At 63.1% G+C, this 24393-nt stretch carries 24 protein-coding genes; 17 read left to right on the top strand and 7 right to left on the bottom strand.

What is annotated here, in order from left to right:
* The first annotated feature begins 351 nt into the window (after positions 1–351).
* Complete coding sequence (locus tag ACQR1W_RS00005) at positions 352–2358, top strand: cbb3-type cytochrome c oxidase subunit I (RefSeq protein ID WP_434848916.1); 2007 nt, start codon at positions 352–354, stop codon at positions 2356–2358.
* A 154-nt stretch (positions 2359–2512) separates the two neighbouring features.
* On the opposite strand, the gene ACQR1W_RS00010 is transcribed toward ACQR1W_RS00005, so the two are convergent.
* On the bottom strand, positions 2513–2842 hold the full coding sequence (locus tag ACQR1W_RS00010) for a hypothetical protein (protein ID WP_434848917.1): 330 nt from the start codon (positions 2840–2842) through the stop codon (positions 2513–2515).
* Between the two features lie 833 nt (positions 2843–3675).
* Here ACQR1W_RS00010 and ACQR1W_RS00015 point away from each other — a divergent pair.
* Complete coding sequence (locus tag ACQR1W_RS00015) at positions 3676–4698, top strand: ribonuclease Z (protein ID WP_434848918.1); 1023 nt, start codon at positions 3676–3678, stop codon at positions 4696–4698.
* A gap of 25 nt (positions 4699–4723) precedes the next feature.
* Here ACQR1W_RS00015 and ACQR1W_RS00020 read toward each other — a convergent pair whose 3' ends face one another.
* The 3 genes from ACQR1W_RS00020 to ACQR1W_RS00030 are packed head-to-tail and all read right to left on the bottom strand — an operon-like array spanning position 4724 to position 9636.
* Positions 4724–7285 (bottom strand): polynucleotide kinase-phosphatase, encoded by a 2562-nt coding sequence (locus ACQR1W_RS00020; protein ID WP_434848919.1) that lies wholly within the window; start codon positions 7283–7285, stop codon positions 4724–4726.
* On the bottom strand, positions 7282–8676 hold the full coding sequence (locus ACQR1W_RS00025) for a 3' terminal RNA ribose 2'-O-methyltransferase Hen1 (protein ID WP_434848920.1): 1395 nt from the start codon (positions 8674–8676) through the stop codon (positions 7282–7284). The genes ACQR1W_RS00020 and ACQR1W_RS00025 overlap by 4 nt, the downstream gene beginning before the upstream one ends.
* Before the next feature lie 60 nt (positions 8677–8736).
* Positions 8737–9636 carry a LysR family transcriptional regulator gene (locus tag ACQR1W_RS00030; RefSeq protein WP_008970901.1) on the bottom strand — a complete coding sequence of 300 codons (900 nt, stop codon included), beginning with the start codon at positions 9634–9636 and terminating at the stop codon, positions 8737–8739.
* A 107-nt stretch (positions 9637–9743) separates the two neighbouring features.
* On the opposite strand from ACQR1W_RS00030, the gene ACQR1W_RS00035 reads away from it, so the two are divergent.
* The 4 genes from ACQR1W_RS00035 to ACQR1W_RS00050 all read left to right on the top strand — a co-directional run bounded on the left by ACQR1W_RS00035 (position 9744) and on the right by ACQR1W_RS00050 (position 12999).
* Positions 9744–10961 carry an MFS transporter gene (locus tag ACQR1W_RS00035; protein WP_434848921.1) on the top strand — a complete coding sequence of 406 codons (1218 nt, stop codon included), beginning with the start codon at positions 9744–9746 and terminating at the stop codon, positions 10959–10961.
* Positions 10962–10982: 21 nt separating this feature from the next.
* Complete coding sequence (locus ACQR1W_RS00040) at positions 10983–11333, top strand: Lin0512 family protein (protein ID WP_008970899.1); 351 nt, start codon at positions 10983–10985, stop codon at positions 11331–11333.
* 278 nt (positions 11334–11611) lie between these two features.
* Complete coding sequence (locus tag ACQR1W_RS00045; protein ID WP_434848922.1) at positions 11612–12694, top strand: Acg family FMN-binding oxidoreductase; 1083 nt, start codon at positions 11612–11614, stop codon at positions 12692–12694.
* A gap of 77 nt (positions 12695–12771) precedes the next feature.
* A complete protein-coding gene (locus tag ACQR1W_RS00050) occupies positions 12772–12999 on the top strand; it encodes a hypothetical protein (protein WP_434849689.1) in 228 nt (75 codons plus the stop codon).
* Positions 13000–13015: 16 nt separating this feature from the next.
* On the opposite strand, the gene ACQR1W_RS00055 is transcribed toward ACQR1W_RS00050, so the two are convergent.
* Entirely contained in the window at positions 13016–13357 is a 342-nt protein-coding gene (locus ACQR1W_RS00055) for a hypothetical protein (RefSeq protein ID WP_434848923.1), read from the bottom strand.
* Between the two features lie 125 nt (positions 13358–13482).
* Here ACQR1W_RS00055 and ACQR1W_RS00060 point away from each other — a divergent pair, with 125 nt between their 5' ends.
* The 3 genes from ACQR1W_RS00060 to ACQR1W_RS00070 all read left to right on the top strand — a co-directional run bounded on the left by ACQR1W_RS00060 (position 13483) and on the right by ACQR1W_RS00070 (position 15882).
* On the top strand, positions 13483–14187 hold the full coding sequence (locus ACQR1W_RS00060; protein WP_434848924.1) for a glutathione S-transferase N-terminal domain-containing protein: 705 nt from the start codon (positions 13483–13485) through the stop codon (positions 14185–14187).
* Positions 14184–15161, top strand: a complete 978-nt coding sequence (locus ACQR1W_RS00065; RefSeq protein WP_434848925.1) for an oxygenase MpaB family protein — start codon at positions 14184–14186, stop codon at positions 15159–15161. Before ACQR1W_RS00060 ends, ACQR1W_RS00065 begins: the two co-directional genes overlap by 4 nt.
* Before the next feature lie 130 nt (positions 15162–15291).
* Entirely contained in the window at positions 15292–15882 is a 591-nt protein-coding gene (locus ACQR1W_RS00070; RefSeq protein ID WP_434848926.1) for a histidine phosphatase family protein, read from the top strand.
* 74 nt (positions 15883–15956) lie between these two features.
* Here the strand turns inward: ACQR1W_RS00070 and ACQR1W_RS00075 are convergent, their stop codons facing one another.
* Positions 15957–16157: a hypothetical protein gene (locus ACQR1W_RS00075; RefSeq protein ID WP_008970892.1), complete on the bottom strand. Its 201-nt coding sequence runs from the start codon at positions 16155–16157 to the stop codon at positions 15957–15959.
* Between the two features lie 219 nt (positions 16158–16376).
* Between ACQR1W_RS00075 and ACQR1W_RS00080 the strand changes: the two genes are divergently transcribed.
* A complete protein-coding gene (locus ACQR1W_RS00080) occupies positions 16377–16730 on the top strand; it encodes an ArsC family reductase (RefSeq protein ID WP_434848927.1) in 354 nt (117 codons plus the stop codon).
* Between the two features lie 24 nt (positions 16731–16754).
* Here ACQR1W_RS00080 and ACQR1W_RS00085 read toward each other — a convergent pair whose 3' ends face one another.
* The gene (locus ACQR1W_RS00085; protein WP_434848928.1) at positions 16755–17372 is read right to left on the bottom strand and encodes a hypothetical protein; all 618 of its coding nucleotides are present in this window, start codon (positions 17370–17372) and stop codon (positions 16755–16757) included.
* 421 nt (positions 17373–17793) lie between these two features.
* Between ACQR1W_RS00085 and ACQR1W_RS00090 the strand changes: the two genes are divergently transcribed.
* The 7 genes from ACQR1W_RS00090 (at position 17794) to ACQR1W_RS00120 (ending at position 24280) form a co-directional block, all read left to right on the top strand.
* Positions 17794–18549 carry an ABC transporter ATP-binding protein gene (locus ACQR1W_RS00090; protein ID WP_035982284.1) on the top strand — a complete coding sequence of 252 codons (756 nt, stop codon included), beginning with the start codon at positions 17794–17796 and terminating at the stop codon, positions 18547–18549.
* Entirely contained in the window at positions 18542–19288 is a 747-nt protein-coding gene (locus ACQR1W_RS00095) for an ABC transporter ATP-binding protein (protein WP_008970887.1), read from the top strand. Before ACQR1W_RS00090 ends, ACQR1W_RS00095 begins: the two co-directional genes overlap by 8 nt.
* 48 nt (positions 19289–19336) lie before the next feature.
* Positions 19337–20563 (top strand): ABC transporter substrate-binding protein, encoded by a 1227-nt coding sequence (locus ACQR1W_RS00100; protein WP_434848929.1) that lies wholly within the window; start codon positions 19337–19339, stop codon positions 20561–20563.
* Between the two features lie 76 nt (positions 20564–20639).
* A complete protein-coding gene (locus ACQR1W_RS00105; protein WP_008970885.1) occupies positions 20640–21503 on the top strand; it encodes a branched-chain amino acid ABC transporter permease in 864 nt (287 codons plus the stop codon).
* Position 21504: 1 nt separating this feature from the next.
* Positions 21505–22473, top strand: coding sequence for a branched-chain amino acid ABC transporter permease (locus ACQR1W_RS00110; protein ID WP_434848930.1), 969 nt, complete (start codon positions 21505–21507; stop codon positions 22471–22473).
* Between the two features lie 143 nt (positions 22474–22616).
* A complete protein-coding gene (locus ACQR1W_RS00115) occupies positions 22617–23261 on the top strand; it encodes a DUF47 domain-containing protein (RefSeq protein WP_008970883.1) in 645 nt (214 codons plus the stop codon).
* An 11-nt stretch (positions 23262–23272) separates the two neighbouring features.
* Positions 23273–24280 carry an anion permease gene (locus ACQR1W_RS00120; RefSeq protein WP_434848931.1) on the top strand — a complete coding sequence of 336 codons (1008 nt, stop codon included), beginning with the start codon at positions 23273–23275 and terminating at the stop codon, positions 24278–24280.
* Positions 24281–24393: the final 113 nt, after the last annotated feature.

Below are 24393 nucleotides of genomic sequence, written 5' to 3' on the forward strand. Positions count from 1 at the left end.
ATGGTACTAAGACTTAAGTCTTGGGAGAGTAGGTCGCTGCCAGGCCTGCAAAGGACAATCTTCCTCTTCACACCCCCCAAATCAAAACCGCCGCGGAGAAACCTCTCCGCGGCGGTTTCGTTTTGGACTCAACGCCGGAAACTCACTCCGCCTTAATCCAGGTTACGTCCGTTGAGAAGCCTCTGGAACCGAACCGGCTCTTCTCCGTATTCACCCAGGGCAATGTAGATCGCTTCGATCGGCTCGCGCATGGAGGCAGCCGATCGTCGCCGCGTGCATGGTTGCTCGCGGCTCTTCGCATCGCATGGCTGCACGAGGGAAGCGGGGAACGGCGCAGATGAGGGACGCGTGATGCTTGGAAAGCTTTCCTGGTCGGTCATTCCCTTCAATCAGCCGATCCCCCTCATCGCCGCAGGCCTGGTGCTCGTCGTCATTTTGGTCGTTCTGCTGTGGGTTCTGATCAAGGGTTACGTGCCCTATCTCTGGCGGGAATGGATCACCAGCGTCGATCACAAGCGAATCGGCGTCATGTATGTCCTGCTCGCCTTCGTCATGCTGCTGCGGGGCGGGACCGACGCCATCATGATGCGCTTACAGCAGGCCATCGCGCTCCATTCCAACGGTTACCTGCCGCCGGAACATTACAACCAGATCTTCTCCGCGCACGGCACGATCATGATCTTCTTCGTCGCGATGCCGTTCGTGATCGGGCTGATGAATCTCATCGTTCCCCTGCAGCTCGGCGTCCGTGACGTCGCCTTCCCGACCTTGAACTCGGTCGGCTTCTGGCTGACCGCGACCGGCGCGCTCCTCGTCAACATGTCCCTCGTGATCGGCGAATTCGCGCGCACCGGCTGGCTGCCGTTCCCGCCACTGTCGGAACTGACCTATTCGCCGGGCGTCGGTGTCGATTATTATCTCTGGGCCCTGGAGATTTCCGGAGTGGGGACGCTGGTCGCCGGCATCAATCTCGTGACGACCGTTTTGAAGCTCCGTACCCGCGGCATGAACTATCTGCGCATGCCGATGTTCTGCTGGACCACGCTCGCATCCAATCTGTTGATCATCGCAGCGTTCCCGATCCTGACCGCGACGCTGACGATGCTGATTCTCGATCGCTATTTCGGCTTCCATTTCTTCACCAACGAGGCCGGCGGCAACGTCATGATGTTCATGAATCTGATCTGGGCCTGGGGACACCCCGAGGTCTATATCCTGGTGCTGCCCGCGTTCGGCATCTATTCGGAGATCGTACCGACCTTCTCCAGCAAGTCGCTGTTCGGCTACCGCTCGATGGTGCTGGCCACCATGGCCATCTGCATCGTGTCCTTCATGGTCTGGTTGCATCATTTCTTCACGATGGGAGCGGGGCCGGAAGTGAACGCGATCTTCGGCATCGCCAGCATGATCATTGCCGTGCCGACCGGCGTGAAGATCTACAACTGGTTGTTCACGATGTATGGCGGCCGCGTCCGTTACGCGACGCCCATGCTCTGGTCCGTTGGCTTCATGGTGACGTTTCTGTTCGGTGGGCTCACGGGGGTGCTCCTGGCGATGCCGCCGGCTGACTTCCTGCTGCACAACAGCCTGTTTCTGGTCGCGCATTTTCACAACGTGATTATCGGTGGCGTTCTGTTCGGAGCATTCGCCGGCGTGTCCTACTGGTTTCCGAAGGCGTTCGGCTTCCGGCTGTATGAGAGCTGGGGCAAGGCGGCCTTCTGGTTCACGCTGGTCGGGTTCTACGCCACATTCGTGCCGCTCTATGTGGTCGGTCTGCTCGGCATGACCCGTCGCATGCAGCATTATGACGTCGCGGAGTGGCGCCCCTGGATGCTGGCGGCAAGCGCCGGGATGGTGGTGCTCGTCATCGGCGTCATTCTTCAGATCCTGCAGCTCGTCTTCAGTATCCGTGACCGTGAGCTGCTCCGCGATACGACTGGAGATCCGTGGGACGGCCGCTCGCTGGAATGGGCGACATCCTCGCCGCCACCGGTGTTCAATTTCGCTGTCTTGCCCAATGTGACCGGGCTGGATGCCTATTGGACGATCAAGGAGAAGGCGAAAGCAGAACAGCTCCGCGACAAGGCGCCGCGGGAATACGATGACATCGAGATGCCCCGCAATTCGCCGACCGGATTCGTCTGCGCGTTTTTCGCCACCGTGATGGGCTTCGCGCTGATCTGGCACATCTGGTGGATGGTCGCGCTCGGCGCCGTCGGTGCATTTGCCACCTTCGTGGTGTTCGCCTGGCGCGACCGCGACGAGTACGTGATTCCGGCGGCCGACGTCGCGCGGATCGACCGCGCAATCATCGCGTCTCGTCGCGGGCTTGCGACGGCAGCCGGCGACGTGGGATAGGATGAGTGCGGATAGCGGATGAGGCTTGGTTAGCTCGTCGGCCCGACCTACCAGCTCTGGTGAGGTGAGAGACCGCGCGGCTTGAGGTGTACCTACGGCCGCGCGGCTACGTTTCCTATGATGCAGCGTCACACCGCACGAAGATCGGTCAAGTTCAGCGCGGGGTCACGCCATTCGACCGCGGCGTGGTTTCGTTGCGCATGCCAGGTGGGCTCGATGCGCCCTGACCACCGCGCATGGAATGCGTAGGTCCGCCGCCGCCGACGCCACCACCGGCGCCCGAGCCCGCGCCTGCGCCGCTTCCACCCGCGCCGCCGCCGCCCGAACCTGACCCGCCTGCGCCCCCACCGCCGCCAGCGCCGCCACCCGCGCCACCACCGGCTCCGCCGCCCGCGCCACCGCCGCCACCTTGGGCGAAGGCGGACCCGGCCGTCGCGGCGGCCAGCAATGCTGCTGCAACTATCGTAACAAACCTATTCCGCATCTCTGTGCTCCTTTGGGGTACTCATTCGCACCAATCGAGTGCAGAGCGCGGCGTTCCTATCCGCACACTGCGGAAGAGAGCGACGCAGCTGTCCTGCAGCTTTGCTCGGTCGAGCCGATGACATCAGCAAGGTCGCAAGAGCAGCTCGACCGTTGCTGCGGTCATTTGCATCAGCACAATTGCAGATGATGCTGTGCATCATCGTGCGCTGCGACGACCGGCCGACTCCTATGTCGTTTGCAAGTCACAGAGCCGTCCGCCTGCACGAGGGAACGCGACCCGGGGGCTGAGCTGTTGCGTCAGCGCGTGGGTGCTGCGTCGGCACCCGCATTCGACAGCGGAGACCGAGATGGAGCGTACGATCATCGGCAGTTTTGCGACCCGCCGCGAGGCGGAAGATCGCGGTCGAGCATCTGGTCCAGGAACACGGCATCGCGCGCACCGACATCTTCATACAGGCCGCGGGAACGGCGAACAGCGCGGGTTCAAAGATCGCTGGCGCCGACATCGAAAGCGGACATCCCGGCGTCGATAAGCGCGGCCGGCCGGAGCTGGAAGGGGAGGTGGAAGTTTCGGTGGATTGTCATGGCGAGCAGGGACGTCTCGTGGAGAGCGCGTTCAAAGCCGCGAGAGCGCGCCCGCTGCGGTCGCATTAGAGCATGAAAAGTGGAAACCGGTTTTCCGAAAAGATCATGCTCAATCAAAGGGACCGGCGCTGGCGCGCGGACTTTATGGATCACTTCGAAGCTTTCCTCCTGTGACGCCAGCAGGCACAATGGCCACGCTGGCGCCCGACCATTACCCGACCGCGCCAGCCTTGTTGGGCAGTCATCATGAGCTCGCTGGCACAGTCGCGCCTCATCAACGATGTTTTCGGCGATCCTGGCCTCTACATCGATTTTCGCTTCGGCCGGCGGGCGATGTTGTTCGACCTCGGCGACCTCGGTCCGCTCTCGCCGCGAGAATTACTGCGCGTGAGCGATGTCTTTGTCAGCCACCGCCATCTCGATCATTTCTGCGGGCTGGACCGGTTGCTGCGTGTGCGCCTCAATCATGAAGGCACCCTGCGCATGGTCGGGCCGGCTGGCTTGATCGATGGCGTCGCTGCCAAGCTCGCCGCCTATGACTGGAATCTGCTTGGTGTGCATTCGCCTGATTTTGCGATCGTGGTCGACGAATTCGTCGACGACCGGCTGGCGCGATCGGTCATGTTCAGAGCCCAAGAGGCCTTCAAAGTTCGCCCGCTGTGCCCCGACCCATTGCCTGATGGCGTCGTGTTCGACGACGGTGAGGTGCGGATCGAGGCAAGCACGCTGGAACACAGCCTTCCCTGCCTGGCCTTCGCGTTGCAAGAGGCCTTGCGCGTCAATGTCTGGACCGAGGGATTGAACGCGTTGGGCCTGCAGGTCGGGCCATGGCTCAACGATGCCAAGAGCGCGGCACGGCGCGGCGAAAACGACGAAACGCCGATCGCGGTTGCAAATGGTCGGGTCGAGCCGCTCGGCCGGCTGCGCCAGCATGCGCTCAAGAGCGGACCGGGGCAGCGGGTGGCCTATGTCACCGATGCGGCGTTCACGGTTGCAAACATCGAGAGCATCCTCGCGCTCGCCAAGGATGCCGATCACGCGTTCATCGAGAGTGCGTTTTCCGGAGCCGACGAGGAGCTTGCCCGCCAGCGGCGGCATTTGACCGCGACCCAGGCCGGCGAGCTCGCGCGCCGAGCCGGCGCCCGGCGGCTCACGACCTTCCACTATTCGCCGCGCTATATCGACGCGCCCGAGCGCTTGCGACAGGAGGCGGAAGCCGCATTCCGCGGTGAGTTTGTCGCAGCCGGGCACGGCGGCCTGCACCCGTAAGTGGGCACGTCGTTTGCTTTCGGGGTCAAAGCCGAGGATCGATTGGTTCGCTTTCCAGGGCCAGCACCGCAAAGACGCATTCATGGACGCGCCTGAGCGGCTCTTTGGCAACGAAGCGCGTCAGCGCCTCGTGGCCGAGCGCGAATTCGCGCAGTGCGAGCTGACGTTTGCCGTCGAGCTTGCGTTGCCGCAGCCGCGAAATGTGCTCGGGCGCATCATATTCGGGCCCATAGATGATCCGGAGATATTCACGGCCGCGCACCTTCAGCGCAGGCTGGATCAATCCTTTCGGTCCGCGCGCGACGAAGTTGCGCGGTTTGACGACCATGCCTTCGCCGCCGTTTTCGGTGAGGCCTTCCCACCAGAGGATCGCGTTGCGAACAGCGGTTTCGTCGCCGAGCGGGATGGCGCGCCATTTTGTTCGGGTGATCACGCTTTCTGCCGCGCGTGCCAAGCGATCGGCCAGCTCCATGTGCCAGACATGATCCTGATCGAACCAGACGTGACCTTCGCTCGCCAGCAGGTGGAAGGGAGCGACCTTGAGGTCATCGATCGTGTTGATCGGCCAGATGTATGGCGCCCAGGCTTGGCCGTAGCGCGCAGCGCGTTGCAGCCGATCGGAGAACCGCTGATCAAGACCCGCGAGGTCGAGGCCGCGATCCGTGGCCCGAGCGATCGCGTCCGCAACGGCGCCGAGGCCTGCGACCGATGATGCTGCGACGGGGGCATATTGGGTTTCGATCAGGCTGCCTGCCTTGGCCGACCAGGGCATGATCTCGGCATCGAGCAGCAGCCAGTCGGACGCGAGCGTCTGCCACAGGTCAGCTTTATCGACGGCATCCCGAAGCCGCTTCAACAGCGCCTCGGTGGTTTCGGTGTCATTGAAGAAGGCACGACCGGTACGGGTCCAGATCGCGCCGGTCTCATCCCCAACGACGCCGAACCGCGTCCTGGCAACGTCGGCGCTACGGCACAGTGCGATGACCGCACGCGAGCCCATATGCTTCTCTTCGCACACGACTTCGCCTACGCCGCGCTCGCGAAAATGTGCAAAGGCCTCCTCGGGTCGTTCCAGCCAGCCTTCCTGCGTGCTGGTCTCGGAGGGCGACATCGTCGGCGGTAGATAGACGAGCCATTGTGGCGCGAGAGCGAACCGGCTCATCACTTCCAGTGCGGCGGCCGCGTTCTCTTCCGCAATCACGACGCGGCCCCTCAGCGCGGTGTCAATCCAGCGGCGGCCGCGGACGTCTTCGATGTCAAGCAGTTGATCTGCTTCGGCCTGAGCGGAGGAACCACCGCTGCGAGCGGCCAGCGGACGAATCGGCTCGCACCATACGCGCTCGGCTTCAACATCGATGATCTCCCGTTCCGGCCAGCGCAGTGCCGTGAGCCGCCCGCCGAACACGCAGCCGGTATCGATGCAGATGGTGTTGTTGACCCATTCGGCATTCAGCACCGGGGTGTGGCCGTACACCACAGTGGTCGGTCCTCGGTAATTCGCAGCCCAATCGGCGCGCACCGGCAGGCCAAACTCATCGATCTCGCCGGTGGTTTCGCCGTACAGCGCAAATTCGCGCACGGCACCAGAGCCCCGGCCGATCATGTCCTCTTTCAGTCCGGCATGCGCGACCGCGAGCCGTCCGTCATCGAGCCAGACATGGCTGCGCAGCCCATCAAGAAAGGCGGGAAGCGCGTCGCGGAAGCCGCGATCCTGCCCCGCAAGCTGATCGATCGTGTCCTGCAGTCCATGGGAGATCGTGACCTTCCGGCCTGCCAGCCAGCGCTGGAATTTCCGGTCGTGATTTCCCTGCACGGCATAGGCCGTGCCCGCCGCGGTCATGCTCATGACGATGCGCAGCACATCCGGCGAATTGGGGCCGCGGTCGACGAGGTCGCCGACGAAGGCCAGCTTGCGGCCTGCGGGGGGCGTGACGCTAACTGCCCGCTTACCCCGATCGTCCGACCACACGACGTGGTAGCCAAGCCTGGCGAGCAGGTTCTGCAATTCGTCGGCGCAACCGTGCACATCGCCGATAATGTCGAATGGTCCGGAATCTGAACGCTTGTCGGTCCACAGCGGCTGCCGGGTGACGCTCGCCGCCTCGATACTTTCCACGCTCGAGAGCTTCCAGACCTGGCGAAAGCCCTCGCGCTGCAGGCCGCTGAGCCCGCGTCGGATCTCCGATACCATCCGCTGCACCACCGGGCCGCCGAACGCGCGCTCCGGCCGCGTCTTGTTGCGGGCGATGCAGATATCGATCCCGGGATCGAACACGATTGCGACGGGTAGCGCGTGCCATTTGCGCGCGAGCTCGACCCAGCCTTTTCGGTCGGCCGGGCGGACATTGGTCGCGTCGATCACGGCAAGCTTGCGGTGCTTCAGCCGCTTGCCCGCGATCTCGCGAACCAGTTCGAAGGCGTCGGCCGAGACGCCCTGATCGGTCTCATCGTCAGCGACCAAAGCCCGGCAATGGTCGGAGGAGATGATCTCCGTCGGCAGGAAATGCTTGGCTGCAAAGGTCGATTTGCCGGAGCCGGTCGAGCCGATCAGCACGACCAGTGAGAAATCGGGAATGTCGATGGTCATTGGGCCGCGCTCACCCGCGTGAAAACCGCCATCTGGGTCGGTGCGCCCAACATGCTGTCAATCTGGCCAATGCCGGATAAGGCGACTTGATAGCCATAGGCCTCACAGATGCGATCGGCCCAGCTCGCAAATTCGGCGCGGGTCCATTCGAAACGGTGGTCGCGATGACGAAAATCGCCGGCCGCGAGGGTGGGAAACAGGGTGTTGTATTCCCGGTTCGGAGTCGTCACCACGACGGCCCTTGGACGTGCTGCGCCGAACACGACGCGTTCAACCAGCGGCAGCCGATCCGCATCGAGATGTTCAATCACCTCGACCAGCGCGGCGGCATCGGCATCGCTCCATCGACTGTCGCGATAGTTCAGTGAGCCGTGAAGTAGCGTCACGCGCCCTTCGGGCGGAGCGCCGGGCATCTGCAGCTTCAACCGCTTCGCAGCGCGGTCTAGCGCGGAAGCCGCCGGATCGAGCCCGATCAAGCGGTCGACCCAACGCTCCCGCAGCAGCTCTTGCAGCAGTTTGCCTTCACCGCAGCCGAGATCGGCGATGATCTTGGCACCGGTCGCGCGAAGCGCGTCCGCTACGGCCGCTAAGCGCGCGTTATTCAGTCGGATCGGTGCTTCGAGCCTATCCTCAGCTTCGCTGCGCGCCTCCGGCTCGATCGCCTCGTCATGGGTCTCCGGGGCCAGCCGCTCCAAGGCGGCACGCGCCAGCACTCCGCGATGTCGAAGATAGCGGCGCACGATCAGCTCCTTCGCGGGATGCGTGTCGAGCCAGCCTTCACCGCGCTTGAGCAGTTTGTCGATCTCGTCCTCTCCCACCCAATAGTGCTTGGCGTCGTCCATCACCGGGATGAGTACATAGAGATGATTGAGCAGCGCGTTCAGCCGCGCGTTGCCGCGCAAAGTCAGTCGCGCGTAGCGGCTGGCAGGATCGCCTTGCGGGCCGCTGACCGGGGCAATCCTCACCTGCCATCCGAGCGGTTCGAACAGCTGGCGGAGCACGGCTTCGCCGCCGCGGATAGGAAGTGGCGTCACCACCGCCTCTAATGCAATAGCGCTGTCCGCAAGATCCTGCCGGGCGCTGCTGACCCCGTTCATCGCTGTCCGGAACGCCTTGTTCAGCGCCACCGACAGGAAGGACGAGGCGGCGTACGGGCGGTCATTGACATATTGGTCAAGCAGGCCGTTGCTTTGTCCTTTTCCTCTGACCAGCCCGACCGGATCGACGTCAAGCGCCAGGACTGCCTCGCAGCGGGTCTCGCTTGCCTCGGGATAGAAGATCCAGAGTCTGCCGTAGGTAAGTTCGAGCTCGTGCAGCCGATCGGGATGCTTGTTCAGCAGAAATCCGAGATCGGTGGCGGGTTGGTGGGTGGTGGCGATGGACAGGAACATGCTGTCAGATAGCGGATCATTACACGGCTATCCAGTGCTCTATCGCGTCGAGCGCGAACCTCATGCAGTCACGCCCGCCAATCCGGCCTCGGCCAGCGCGTGACGCAGCTCGGCAATGAAGACGCGCACCTTGTGTGGGAGCAGCCGTGTGCTCGGATAGACTGCCCAGATGGTGAACGATTCCGGTGCGGCATCCTTGAGCTCGATCGGGATGAGCCGGCCGCTGCGCAGCTCGTCCGCAACGTTCCAATGCGCGAGCAGGGCGATGCCGGCGCCGGCGCGGCAGGCGGCATGGCAGCCCTCCGCGGTGCTCGCGTAGAAGCGGGTGCTGAGGCGCACCTGTTTTTCCTTGCCGTGAGCCGTGAAGGTCCAGTGCGTTCGTCCTGTGAGCGGCAGGCAGATGTGATCGACGAGCTCGTCCGTCGATGTGGGGGTGCCGTGCTGCGCAAGATAATCGCGGCTTGCCACCAGCACGCGCGGACCGTCCGCGAGCTTCTGCGCGATCAGGCTGCTGTCGCGCAGTCTGGCAATGCGGATTGCCAAATCTGTGCCGGTCGCGACCAGGTCCGGCATGGCGTCGGTGAGGTCGAGCGAGAGCCGGAGCTCCGGATGGCGCGCGAGCAGCCTCGGCACCAGCGGTGCGACGAACTTGATGCCGAACGCAACCGACGCCGAGACGCGCAGCAGCCCGCTGGCCTCGCCGGTATCGGCCCGCAACACTGCCCGCGCTTCCTGCTCGCTCTCGAGCAGGTTCTGCGCATAGGGCAAAAAGGCCTCGCCATCGGAAGTCAGGGACAGCGAGCGGGTTGTGCGATGCAGCAGCCGCGCGCCCAAGGTCGTCTCGAGATTGGCCAGCCGGCGGGAGGCCTCCATGGGTGCGATCCCGAGCCGCCGCGCCGCAGCAGCCAGGGTGCCCGCGCTCACCGCTGCCGTGAAAACTGCCACATCCTCGGTGTTCATTGTATCTGATCTCGTTATACAGGAGAAGCAACTCAGCCATCTAAAACGAATATCGATATGAAACTAGCTTTCCTGCTATTGCGTTGCAGCAGGAAGGGATTCGCGACATGGAAGCAGTTGAAACAGGGCAGCCGGCCGGTGCCGCGGACGGGATCGGGCGGGGGACGCTGCTGGCCATGGCGGCTGCAACGGGGATTGCCGTCGCCAATATCTATTACAACCAGCCGATGCTCGGGCTGATCGAGCGCGATTTCCACGACCAGGCCGCCGCCGGCTATGTCCCGACCGCTACGCAGCTCGGCTATGCGCTGGGCCTGTTCTTTCTGCTGCCGCTCGGCGACATCCACCGGCGCCGCCGGCTGATCATCAGCCAGTTCATCGTGCTTGCCGCAGCGCTGGCCGCAACGGCGGTCGCGCCGTCTGCGATCTGGCTGGCGGTCGCCTCGCTGCTGACCGGCGCCAGCGCCACGGTGGCACAGCAGATCGTGCCGTTCGCGGCATCGCTGGCATCTCCCCAGCGGCGTGGCGCCACCATCGGCACGGTGATGTCCGGCCTTCTGCTAGGCATCCTGTTCAGCCGTACTTTGTCGGGCTTCGTCGGCGAGCATGCCGGATGGCGCGACATGTTCTGGCTCGGCGTGCCGCTCGCGCTGGGTGCGGCGCTGCTGATGGCCGGCGCGCTGCCGGATCATGAGGTGGCGTCGCGGATGCGCTATCACACCGCGCTGCGCTCGCTCGCCACGCTGTGGACGCAGCAGCGCTCGCTCCGCATGGCGACACTGGCGCAAGCGGCGCTGTTCGGTTCGTTCAGCGCCTTCTGGACCATCCTCGCGCTCTATCTGCAAGGACCCCAATTCCATCTCGGTGCCGATGTCGCTGGGCTGTTCGGAGTTGTCGGCGCGGTCGGCGTTCTCGCTGCGCCATTCGCCGGCAAGGCTGCGGATCGCCGCGGCCCGCATGTGATGATCTGGCTCGGGGCCGCGTTGGTGCTGGTGGCGTGGGTCATTTTCGGCCTGTCGGCGACGGTCGCCGCCTTGGCTCTAGGCGTCGTGCTGCTCGATCTCGGCATTCAGAGTGCGCTGATTTCCCATCAGCACATCATCTTCGCGCTCGATCCGGCGGCGCGCAGCCGGCTCAACACCGTCTTCATGACCGGCATGTTCTTGGGCGGTGCTCTCGGTTCTGCGGTTGCAACGCTGGTCTGGACCACGCATCATTGGAATGGTGTCGCCTTGCTTGGCGGAGCGCTCGTCGTGGTCGCGCTCGCCGTGAAGGCGCTGGACTATCGCGCGCGTCAGAGCATCGCGGCAGTTCCCGCGGAATGAACCGGCCTTGAGGAGACGTCGATGGCACGCGTGCGCTGTATCACCGAAATGGGCATGGGCGTCGACGTGCATGGGCGCGACGCCACCAAGGCGGCGAAGCGGGCGGTGTCAGACGCGATCCGTCATTCAAGCCTGGGCTTCTTCCGCCTGCTCGGCAAGACGCCGCACGACATGTTCGTCGACGTCACGATCGCGGTGCCGAATCCGGAAAGTGTCGATACCGATGCGGTGGCCAAGGAGCTGCCCTATGGCACGGTGAAGGTCACCGCGGTGAAAGGCGGGCTGGAGATTCCCGCCGAGCAGGGCGTCGACGCCATCATCATCGCCAATGCCGCGGTGCTGGTCAGCCTGGATGACGAAAAGGGCGGTTAGCTCTGGCATCACTCGGCATCTGAGCAGGACACCGAAGCGTTTCTCCATGAACAAGAAAAGCCCGGGCGCGGCGTGCGCGTCCGGGCCTCATTTTGTCGACGCCGGGTCGCTTCCGCAGCCGCAATCCAGGCCGTCACCGCCTTGGGAGTTGCATCGCGTATTCGAATTTTGCCGAACGTAAAGATCTAGACATGCGGAAGTCTTTGATCTGCGGCAACACACCGGCGGGATAGCCGACGCAGAATTTGCGTCAGCTTTCATCTTCATCACAACACCGCATGAACAGACGAACTTTGCTCATAGGCGCCGGCACTCTGATCGCTGCCGGCACTGGTGTCGCCGCCTGGCGCGGTGCAACCGGCTCGATGGCGGACTACGAGGCCTATTCCGCGCAACTTCGCGCCGCGCTTACGCCTGACATCGCTGATGTGATCCGCTATGCGACGCTCGCTCCCAACAGCCACAACACGCAACCGTGGCGCTTTCGGGTGACGAACGATGTGATCGAGGTCCTGCCAGATTTTGCGCGGCGCACGCCGGTTGTCGATCCGGACGATCATCATGTCTTTGTCAGCCTCGGCTGCGCCGCGGCCAACCTTGCCATCGCTGCCTCCGCGAGCGGGCGGCCTGGCGAATTAGTCCTGACCGCCGACGGCGCGGGGGTGCATTACACCTTCACCACCAATCAGCCGCGGACCGAGCCGTGGCTCGAAGCAATAACCAAGCGCCAATCCACGCGTGCGGAGTATGATGGCCGTGCGGTCTCGACTGCAGACATCACCCGACTACAAACCGCAGGCGCCGCGCCCGGCGTGAATCTTGTGATTGTCACCGCACGCGCGGAGATGGCGACAATCGGCGAACTCGTCGTGGCCGGCAATTCCGCACAGATGGCCGATCCTGCCTTCATGCGCGAGCTCAAGCAGTGGGTGCGATTCAATCCGCGCAGCGCGATGGAGACCGGCGACGGGCTGTTTTCATCGGCGAGCGGTAATCCGTCTCTGCCGACGGCGCTCGGCCGCATCGCCTTCGACCGTGTCGTCAGCGCTGGCTCGGAGAACGACAAATATGCGCGCCAGATCGCGTCCTCGGCCGGCCTTGCGGTCTTCGTCGGCGACGAAGCCGATTCCATGCACTGGATCAAGGTGGGACAGGCCTGCCAGCGTTTTGCGCTCGAAGCGACCCGGCTTGGGTTGAAGCTCGCCTTCATCAACCAGCCGGTCGAAATTGCCGACTTGCGGCCGGAGCTTGCTAGGCTTATTGGCACAACCAAGCGCCCGGATCTGGTGCTGCGCTTCGGCTACGGCCCGACGCTGCCTTATGCACCGCGCCGCCCGGTCGCTGAAGTGCTGGGTTCATGAGTCGTTCCTGTCAAGATTGACGGATCGGCGAAGCGATGCATGGTGTGCCCATGTTCGAGAACACTCGATTGGCGCGGATGAGCGATGGGCATTATTGCCTTGTGCGCGACCTTGGCTTGGTCAAGGGCGGCAAGGGGATGCGCTATCATGAGGTGGTGATCGACTTCAGCTTCCGCGGCATGAAGGTGCTGGCGAAGCAGGGCGCGACCGCGGGCACGGGCTGGATCGTCGCAAAGCTCAAGCAGTATGAGGCCACCTCGAAAATCCCGGCGCTCCTGCGTGTACGTGCGCGGGAGCCGCAATAGGTCTCTCGCTACACTGTCAACGGCGCCGTCTTGGATCGTATGGGCTGTCGGGATTCACATCGACGTCGACCTCATCAACGCAATGTTGCGCCTCGGTGTGGCGGCTGCCTGAATACCAGCGGCCGGTGCGCAGCCTGACATCGCTCATCTTTGCAAGCTCCAGGCACTTCCAATCCCCGCCGGGCGGCAGCTTCTTGCTGGATGCGCCTGCGAATTGAAAGGCCAGCGTCCGCTCCTCTCCGTTCTTGTGGCCGAGGATGATCGGGCACAACTCGCGGGCGAAGCCGTCATAGCTGCAGAGCACCTGTTGGCGCTCCGCCATGGCCTGTACGATCAGCTCATAAGTCGGGCTCGGCATGGCTCTTCCTCCTGTCCTAACACCATAACTCGCTTTGTAGCTGTGCCGTTCCTAACCCGGTGGCCTTGTCCGCTCGGCCCCGCGTCATAGATTGAACATCGATCCATTTGCGCGAGCGACAGAAGATGACCGATCTCTCCAGCTTTCCCATCACCAGGCGCTGGCCGGCGCAGCATCCGGACCGCCTGCAGCTCTATTCACTGCCCACCCCGAACGGGGTGAAGGTTTCGATCATGCTCGAGGAGACCGGCCTCGCTTACGAGCCGCACACGATCGATTTCGGCAAGGACGACCAGAAGACGCCGGAATTCCTGTCGCTCAATCCGAACGGCAAGATCCCGGCGATCATCGATCCCGATGGTCCCGGTCGCAAGCCGCTCGGCCTGTTCGAGTCCGGTGCGATCCTGCACTATCTGGCCGAGAAGACTGGCAAGCTGCTGCCGTCCGATCCGGCGCGGCGCTGGCAAACGCTGCAGTGGGTCCATTTCCAGATGGGCGGCATCGGGCCGATGTTCGGCCAACTCGGCTTCTTCCATAAATTCGCCGGCAAGGAGATCGCTGACAAGCGGCCGCTGGAGCGCTATGTCGCCGAGAGCAAACGCCTGCTCGGCGTGCTCGAAGGCCGGCTCGCCGGCCGGCAATGGATCATGGACGACGAGTATACGATCGCAGATATCGCCTCGCTTGGATGGGTTCGCAATCTCATCGGCTTCTATGGCGCCCGCGAGCTCGTTGCCTTCGACGATCTGAAGCATGTGCCGGCTTGGCTGGAGCGAGGCCTGGCGCGGCCGGCAGTCCAGCGCGGGCTGGAAATCCCGAAGCGGCCGTGATCGTCTCCGAAACGGAGTTCGAGCGTTGCCTCGATGCGGTGCGCGCTGCGCCTGCGGCGTCGGGCGGCGGTACATTCGGACCTGATAGCGCGACCTGGCAGGTCAACCGGGAGGCTGCGATCTTTCTCGGGGCCGGGCGCGCGCTGCTGTTGCAGCTCGCCCATCCCTGGGTGGCGGCTGGAATCTCTGACCAGTCGAACGTGTTTGCCGATCCGCTTGGGCGTTTCCATCGCACCTTCAACATCGTCTTCACGATGGCATTCGGCACCCGCGATCAGGCCATCGCGGTGGCGCAACGCTTGTACCGGCGTCACGCCGCGGTGGCTGGCGAGATGCCCGAGACGGCCGGGCCATTTGTCCAAGGTTCGCATTATTGTGCCAACGAAGTGAATGCGTTGCGCTGGGTTCATTCCACCTTGGTGGAGACGGCCATCATGGCGCATGATTTGGTCCTGCCGCCGCTAGACGACGCGGAGAGGGAGCGCTATTGGACTGAGGAGAAGCTGCTTGCGAGCCTGTTCGGCATTCCGCAAGGCACGCTGCCGCCGGACTGGTGCGCGTTTCAGGCCTACGCCGCCGAGATGATCGAGTCCGATGTTCTCACCGTCACGTCGGCCGCGCGCGACATCGCCCATCGCATCTTCTCGGGTCACACCATGCGGTTTGCCGTGCCGTTCTGGTATCGGGCGCTGACCGCGCAGATCCTGCCGGAGCGGCTGCGCCTGGCCTTCGATCTGCCGTTCGGCGCGGCGGAGCAGCGCAGTGCGGAGCGCGCGGTGCGCTGGCTGCGGCGCATCTATCCCGCACTGCCCGATCGCCTGCGGACCGTCGGGCCGTACCAGGAGGCGCAGGCGCGAATCAACGGTGAGCCGGTGCCGCCGCTTGCCACGCGGCTGCTCAATCGCGCCTGGATCGGCCAGCCCGTCATGACCCCCGCGTCCGGCCGGAGCCGCAATCCGTCCGCGCAAAACTGAGATCTCGCGGCCATTTACAGCTTAGGATTGAATTTCATAAGCTGGTGGTCTGGCTCGTTGACGTCCCGTGAGCATCCAACAGCCGAACGTCGCGAGCGCGGAAGCAGCGGCAGCAAGAAGGGAGGGGACGATGAACGCTCTGACCATTCTGATCATCCGTCATGCCGAGAAGCCCGACGGCGATGCGACCGGGCCGGGGCTCACGCACAAGGGCAAGGAAGACCCCAAGGCGCTGGTGATCAGCGGCTGGGAGCGCGCCGGCGCCTGGACCGCTTTGTTCGGCAGCGGCTTTGGTGGAACCGATTATCCCACGCCCCAGGCGGTCTATGCCGCAGATCCCGACAGCGGCACAAAGGAATCCGAGCCGAGCCGCCGGCCATATGAGACGGTGGAAACGCTCGCTGTGCGCGTCGGACTCTCCAAGCCGGATATCTCGTTCGGAAAGGGTCAGGAGGCTGCGCTCGTGGGAGCGCTGCTCAATCTGTCGGGCGTCGTGCTGGTCGCCTGGGAGCACAAGGCCATCATTTCCGATATTCTTCCGCGGCTTCCTGTCAGCAACAAGCAGGATCTTCCGACCCATTGGTCGGGTAAGCGCTTCGATGCCGTGCTGCGTTTCGACCGCAAAGCGGGTGAGACCGAGTTCAGGTTCAAGGAGCTGTTCCCCTGCCTGATGCCGGGCGATTCGAACAAGCCGCTGAAGAACGATCCAAAGGACGAGTGAGCAGGGGCGACAAACGACGGGTCGTGACGTCAATCGCGCTCACGCCGATTCGGCGCTACAGCTCCCGCGGCTGATCACGCCACCTCGATCGATTCGCCGTGACGGCTCGCCGCGACCCAGGCGTGGGCCGCGAACCATTCATGATAGATGCGGCAGTGCGGGCAATAGGCACGCGAGAAGAACACCGGCATGCGCTGAAAGCGCGCGGCATCCATTTCCATTCCCGTCTCGATGGCCCGCCCGGTTTGCGGACAGCGTACCATGATCTTGCCCATCGCGGCCTCCTGCTGCGGGCCTGATACGCGGGCGATGCGAAGAAATTGTAATGCTCCGCGGACAGTTTCATGGCAAAGCTCGACCATGATGTTACGCGTGGAACAAGCGACCTTGCGAGCATCAAAAAGCAGGTGAGTTCACGCCTGCGCACCAGGACAAGATGTCGCAACATGTCGCATGCGCCGGCCGCAGCACACTGGATTTTGAGAGCGCGTTGAATGAGCATCACGATTTACGGAATCAAGAACTGCGACACCATGAAGAAGGCGCGCGCCTGGCTCGACACCCACGGCGTTGCATATGATTTTCATGACTACAAAGCCGCCGGCATCGACAAGGGAAGGTTGAAACAGTGGAGCGAGAAGCTAGGGTGGGAGGCGCTGCTCAACCGGGCCGGCACCACCTTTCGCAAGCTGCCGGAGGCCGACAAGGAGGGCCTCAACGAGACCAAGGCGCTGGCATTGATGCTCGCGCAGCCCGCGATGATCAAGCGCCCGGTGCTCGATCTCGGAGGCAAGCTCCTGGTCGGCTTCAAGCCGGACATCTATGCGAAGGAAGTCAAGGCTACCTAAGCGCGCAGCCCCGGATCTGCTGAGCTAACCCGCCTCGATGACCTCGTCGCCGGCCCGGATCGCGGATTGTCTGGCCGTTTCGAGGCTGATGACGGTGCTGACCACCGGCACCGGCGCGCAAGGTGCATCCGCTCCCATCAGGTTGGCGGCTTGGAAGGCGCCCTCGATGCTGATGGACTTGTAGGAGCCGATGATGTGCTCGACCCCGTCGCCGCCGAACGGCAACAGCAGCCTTTCGAAGGCGACCTCCTTGCCGTCGATGTCGTGGACAACCGAGATCGAATAGGTCGGCCGCCGGTGGCTGACGCAGGCGAGATAGCACGGCACCACGCGGGCGTAGCGCGCCGGTCCGAGCGCATCATCGAGATAGCGATTGATCCGCTGCTCCGGGTTCAAATGCTCCCCGCCATAGGTCATGGTGAGGCGTGCGCCTTCCTGCGTGATGAAGAAGCGAAAGCTTTCGCCGCAGGACTCGACCGCGAAGCCCATCATGTCGGGCAGTTCGTCGGCGATATCCTCGGGCTGAAAGCGGTCCAAGCCGGGCAGGCGCCGCTCATTCTGGCAGGCTCGTAGCCAGCTGTTCAGCAAGACCCGCTGTCTGATCGATTTGACCACGGATGGATTGGCACTTTCAAATTCCATAGCGGGCAGCCTGAAATAGATAGTTGGGCTCGGGCGCTTCGAGACGGCTCCGGCCTCGCAATTGCGAGAGCACATACATCCTTCAATCCGGGATTTGCAATAATCCGTGCGGCAAAAATGATTCAGCGATCGATGCTACGGAGGTCCTCGGCCGCGTCGCGGCTGGGCCGGCAGCGCGGCGGGATCACATTCCCCGAGAGCGCGCAATGTTGGTCACGCTCAACGAGAGATGTGCGTCGGTCGGCGGCGATGTGAATGCCCACCTTTCCGCCTTGCCTAACTCCCTCGTTTGACGGCATATTCCGCGCTCGGAGGCGGCAGTCCAGGACACCAAAAGGAAATGTCCGGGCATCCATCGGATCTGCCGGGAACGAATAAGAGCCGAGCGCTCACCAAGAGCGCGGGGCCGGGGGGAATTTGTTTGGCTGATGAGTTCATTCTCGAAACCCACGGATTGACCAAGGAATTCGCGGGATTCTTTGCCGTACGCGACGTCTCGCTCAAGGTCCGCCGCGGCAGCATTCACGCGCTGATCGGCCCTAATGGCGCTGGCAAGACCACCTGCTTCAATCTCCTGACCAAGTTCCTGCGGCCCTCAGCGGGCAAGATCCTCTATAAGGGGCAGGATATTACCGCGATGGCGCCGGCGGATGTGGCGCGTCTCGGGCTGGTTCGGTCGTTCCAGATCTCGGCCGTCTTTCCCCACTTGACCGCGCTGGAGAATGTGCGGGTCGCGCTGCAGCGCCAGCATGGCAGTTCCTTCGACTTCTGGCGCTCCAAGACGGTGCTGAACCGTTTTAACGGCCGGGCGCTTGAGCTTCTGAACGATGTGGGCTTGAGCGAGTTCGCCAACACGCCGGCAGTCGAGATGCCCTATGGACGCAAGCGTGCGCTGGAGATTGCGACCACACTGGCGCTCGATCCCGAAATGATGCTGCTGGACGAGCCGATGGCCGGCATGGGGCACGAGGACATCGACAAGATCGCCGCCCTGATCAAGCGGATCTCGGCCAAATACACCATTCTGATGGTTGAGCATAATTTGAGCGTCGTCGCCAATCTCTCCGACATCATCACCGTGCTGACGCGCGGCCAGGTGTTGACCGAAGGTCCGTACGCCGAACTTTCCAAGGACGAGCGGGTCAAGGAAGCCTATCTGGGAGCGGGTCATGCCTGAGGTGATGATGGCGACCCGGCAGGCGGGGACCGCTGCGACCCACACCATCCTCGAGGTCAAGAATCTCGAAGCCTGGTACGGCGAATCTCACATCCTCCACGGCATGAACTTCAACGTGAATGCCGGCGAGGTGGTCACGCTGCTCGGCCGCAATGGCGCCGGCAAGACCACGACATTGAAGTCGATCATGGGCATCCTGGGCAAGCGCACCGGCTCGGTGCGCTTCAACGAGCGTGAGCTGATCCGCATGACGTCGGACAGGATCGCGCGGCTCGGCATTGCCCTGTGTCCGGAGGAGCGCGGCATTTTTGCCAGCCTCGACGTGCGCGAGAACCTGCTGCTGCCGCCGGTGGTGCGCGCCGGCGGGCTTTCGCTCGACCAGATCTTCGAGCTGTTCCCAAATCTGAAGGAGCGCCTGAAGAGCCAAGGCACCAAGCTCTCCGGTGGCGAGCAGCAGATGCTGGCGATCGCGCGCATTCTGCGCACGGGCGCCAGCCTGCTGATGCTGGATGAACCGACCGAAGGCCTCGCTCCGGTCATCATTCAGCAGATCGGCCACACCATCGCACGGCTGAAAAAGGAGGGGTTCACCATTCTGCTCGTCGAGCAGAATTTCCGTTTCGCCTCTACGGTGGCCGATCGCTATTATGTCGTCGAGCACGGCAAGGTGATTGACGGATTCTCCAATGCCGAGCTGCCGGCCAATATGGACAAGCTGCACAGCTATCTCGGCGTCTGACGGCGGCCGAACATCCTTACTTTAAGAAACGCCATGGGAAGAGAGCATATGAAGACGAACAAGTTCATCGCGTCATTATTGCTGGGCACGGCGCTGAGCCTCGGCGCCGGCGGTGCGGCGTTCGCAGGCGACAAGACGGTCAAGATCGGCGCGCTCTCCGACCAATCCGGACTATATTCCGATCTCGGCGGCCCCGGCTCGACCTTGGCCGCCCAGATGGCGGTGGAAGACTCCGGGCTGACGGGGAAAGGCTGGAAGATCGACGTGATCTCCGGCGATCATCAGAACAAGCCCGACATTGGCACCTCGATTGCGCGGCAGTGGTTCGACGTCGAGAAGGTCGATGCCGTCGTCGACGTGCCGAATTCCGGTGTGGCGCTCGCGGTCAACAATGTCGTCAAGGAAAAGAACGGCGTCTACATCAATTCCGGCGCGGCCACCTCCGATCTCACCAATGCGCAGTGCTCACCGAACACGGTGCACTGGACCTACGACACCTACATGCTGGCGCATACCACGGGCCAGGCGCTGGTGAAGGCGGGCGGCACCAGCTGGTTCTTCCTCACCGCGGACTATGCATTCGGCGCGGCGCTGGAGCGCGACACCACGGCGGTGGTTCTTGCCAATGGCGGCAAGGTGGTCGGCGGCGTAAAGCATCCGCTCAACACCTCCGATTTCTCCTCCTTCCTGCTGCAGGCGCAGTCGTCCGGTGCGAAGGTCATCGGTCTGGCCAATGCCGGCGGCGACACCACCAACTCGATCAAGCAGGCGGCCGAATTCGGCATCACCAAGAGCGGCCAGAAGCTCGCTGCGCTGCTGCTGTTCATCACCGATGTCAAATCGATCGGACTCGACATCGCGCAAGGGCTCAACTTCACTGAGACCTTCTACTGGGACATGAACGACCAGACCCGCGCCTTTTCCGACCGCTTCGCCAAGCGGATGAAGAACGGCGCGCCGCCGACCATGGTGCAGGCCGGCGTCTATGCTGGTCTCATGCATTACTTCAAGGCGCTGGACGCGCTCGGCGAGAACCCGCATGACGGCGTCAAGGTCGTGGAGAAGATGAAGTCGATCCCGACCGACGATCCGTTGTTCGGCAAGGGCGAGATCCAGCCGAACGGCCGCACCATCCACACCGCCTATCTGTTCGAGGTCAAGAAGCCTTCCGAGTCGAAGTCGCCGTGGGACCTCTACAAACTGGTTGGCTCGGTCCCCGGTGACCAGGCCTTCACGCCGCTCGACAAGAGCAGCTGTTCGCTCCTGAAGAAGTAAGCTGCCCGCGATCCGGCGGCGATGTGCCGCCGGATCTTGTCCTTAAGGAAACGCCGAGACAACGCAGAACACGACGATGCAAGCCCTCTACGCTCAGCTTCTGGTCGGACTGATCAACGGCTCGTTCTACGCGCTGCTCAGTCTTGGGCTTGCCGTCATCTTCGGCATGCTCAACATCATCAACTTCGCCCATGGCGCGCTCTACATGATGGGCGCGTTCTGCGCCTATTTTCTTCTGAATATCGCCGGCCTCGGCTATTGGTGGGCGCTGCTTCTTGCCCCGATCGCGGTCGGCATTTTCGGCATGATCCTGGAGCGGACGCTGCTGCAGTGGCTCACCGGGCTCGACCATCTTTATGGTCTGTTGCTCACTTTCGGCATTGCGCTGATCGTGCAGGGCGTGTTCCAGAATTATTTCGGTTCTTCCGGCCTGCCTTACGCGATCCCCGAGCAGCTGCGCGGCGGCATGAATCTCGGTTTCATGTTCCTGCCCGTGTATCGCGGCTGGGTTGTGATCTTCTCGCTGGTCATCTGCCTTGCCACCTGGTTCCTGATCGAGCGGACCCGGCTGGGCGCCTACTTGCGCGCCGCTACCGAAAATCCCACCCTTGTGCGCGCCTTCGGCATCAACGTGCCGCGCATGATCACGCTGACCTATGGACTGGGCGTCGGCTTGGCCGCGCTCGCCGGCGTGCTCTCGGCGCCGATCAACCAGGTGCGGCCGCTGATGGGTGCCGACCTCATCATCGTCGTGTTCGCGGTGGTCGTGATCGGCGGCATGGGCTCGATCATGGGCTCGATCATCACCGGCTTTGCGCTTGGCGTGATCGAAGGCCTGACCAAATATTTCTATCCCGAGGCTTCCAACACCGTGGTCTTCGTGCTGATGGTCCTGGTGCTCCTGGTGAAGCCGACGGGTCTGACCGGACGGGCGGCCTGACATGACATCGATCACCGACACGACTTTGCCGATCACCCCGCGCGCGATGCGCGACGAGATGATCGTCTTCGTCATCATGGCGGCGCTGCTCGCGATCGTGCCGTGGACGGGCCTCTATCCGTTCTTCGTGATGCAGGCGCTGTGCTTTGCGCTGCTCGCCTGCGCCTTCAATCTGCTGATCGGCTATGGCGGCCTGCTGTCGTTCGGCCATGCGATGTTTTTAGGGACGGCCGGCTATTGCAGCGCGCACGCGCTGAAAGTGTGGGGCCTGTCGCCTGAGCTCGGCATCATCGTCGGCGTCTTCGGCGCCTGCGCGCTCAGCATCATCACCGGCTACATCTCGATCCGGCGCCAGGGCATCTATTTCTCCATGATCACCTTGGCGCTGTCGCAGCTGCTCTACTTCATCTATCTGCAGACGCCGTTCACGCATGGCGAGGACGGCATTCAGGGCATTCCGCAGGGGCACTTGTTCGGCTTTCTCGATCTCTCCAAGCCGACCGTTCTCTACTACGTCGTGCTGGTCGGATTCCTCGCCGGCTTCCTCCTGATCTATCGCACCATCAATTCGCCGTTTGGCGAGGTGCTGAAGTCGATCCGCGAGAACGAGCAGCGGGCGATCTCGCTCGGCTACAAGACCGATCAGTACAAGCTGCTCGCCTTCATCCTGTCCGGTACCTTGGCCGGCTTTGCGGGCGCGCTGAAAGTCTTCGTGGCGCAGAACGCCTCGCTGACCGACGTGCACTGGTCGATGTCGGGCGAGATCGTGCTGATGACCCTGGTCGGCGGGCTCGGCACCGTGTTCGGCCCCGTGGTCGGCGCCTTCGTGATCATCGCCATGCAGCAATATCTGGCGGGCTTCGGTCAGTGGGTGACCGTGATCCAGGGCGGGATCTTCGTCGCTTGCGTGCTGACCTTCCGCCGCGGCGTGGTTGGCGAGATTGCCCATCTGTTCAAGCGGTCCTTGTAGACCGTTGATCTATATAGCTTTTATGCTGTTCTTATAAAGCGGTGGATGATCCGGTCGCCGCTTCTGCTGGCGCGTGATCCGGGATATGACAGTTTTGTGACGGGTCGGCCTTGGCTCGTTCCAGAACCTATGGACCTCGTCCCATGCTGCACTGGTTTCGCGCCGTCCTCCCCAAGGAGGAGCGCTTTTTCGATCTGTTCGCCCGCCACAACAAGGTGGTCATCCAGGGCGCGCTGGCGCTGCAAGACATGCTGAAGGGCGGCGATGACGTCCTTACCCATTGCCAACGCGTCAGCCAGTTCGAGAACGAGGCCGACAACATCACGCGCGAGGTGCTGACCGCCGTTCGCCGCACCTTCATCACGCCGTTCGATCGCGGCGACATCAAGAGCCTGATCACCTCGATGGACGACGCTATCGACCAGATGCAGCAGACCGCAAAGGCGGTCATGATGTTCGAGGTCAAGGAATTCGAGCCGACCATGCGCGAGATGGGCGTGCTTCTCATCGAATGCGCCAATCTGATCAACAAGGCCCTGCCGTTGTTGCAGGCGATCGGCCATAACGTGCCGATGATCACCGCGATCACTGAAGAGATGACCAAGCTCGAGGGCCGCGTCGACGATCTCCATGACATCGGCCTGAAGGAGCTGTTCCTCAAGCACCGCCACGCCAACACGATGGATTTCATCATCGGCGCCGAGATCTACGACCATCTCGAGAAGGTCGCCGACCGCTTCGACGACGTCGCCAATGAGATCAATTCGATCATGATCGAGCAGGTCTAGGGGCGGCCGTTATGGATGCTCCTCTGGCTCTTCCGGTCCTGGTCGGACTGATCGCGGTCGCGCTCGCCTTCGATTTTCTGAACGGTCTGCATGATGCCGCCAACTCGATCGCGACCATCGTCTCGACCAGGGTGTTGCGGCCGCAATATGCGGTGTTCTGGGCCGCCTTTTTCAACTTCATCGCGTTCGGCGTGTTCGGCCTGCACGTCGCCCAGACCATTGGCACCGGCATCATCGACCCTTCAATCGTCGATGCGCAGGTGATCTTTGCCGCGCTGCTCGGCGCCATCGCCTGGAACCTGATCACCTGGGCGGCCGGCATTCCGTCGTCCAGTTCGCATGCTTTGATCGGCGGCCTGGTCGGGGCAGGGGTGGCCAAGGCGGGTCTGGCGGCCACCGTCTGGAGCGGTCTGTCGAAGACGGTGCTTGCGATCGTGCTGTCGCCGCTGCTCGGGCTGATCCTGGCGATGATCCTGGTTGCGATCGTCTCCTGGGCATCGGTGCGCTCGACCCCCTTTGCGGTCGACCGGGCCTTTCGGATCCTGCAATTCGCCTCGGCCTCGCTCTATTCGCTGGGCCATGGCGGCAATGACGCGCAGAAGACCATGGGCATCATTGCCGTGCTGCTCTATTCGCAGGGACATCTCGGCGGCGATTTTGGCGTTCCATTCTGGGTCGTGCTGTCGTGCCAGGCGGCGATGGCGCTGGGCACCCTGATGGGTGGATGGCGGATCGTGCGGACGATGGGCCTGCGCATCACCAAGCTGACCCCGATGCAGGGCTTCTGCGCCGAGACCGGGGGCGCGATCACGCTGTTCATGGCAACCGCGCTCGGCGTGCCGGTGTCGACCACCCACACTATTACCGGCGCCATCGTCGGGGTGGGCGCCGCCCGGCGGGCCTCGGCCGTCCGCTGGAACGTGGCCGGATCGATCGTCTACGCCTGGATCTTCACGATCCCGGCCTCGGCATTGGTCGCAGCGCTGGCCTATTGGCTGGTTTCGGTGCTGCGGCACTGATCCCCGGGCCCGGCGGCCCGCATTTCGCCGGTTGGAGTTGCGGTGCAAAACCCCTATATGAGGGGTGCGCTGCGACCGTGATCCGGCGCGCTTTCCCGTCACACATCACGTCC

Origin of the sequence: Bradyrhizobium sp. HKCCYLS1011 (assembly GCF_051167795.1) — a bacterium.
Taxonomy (GTDB): domain Bacteria; phylum Pseudomonadota; class Alphaproteobacteria; order Rhizobiales; family Xanthobacteraceae; genus Bradyrhizobium.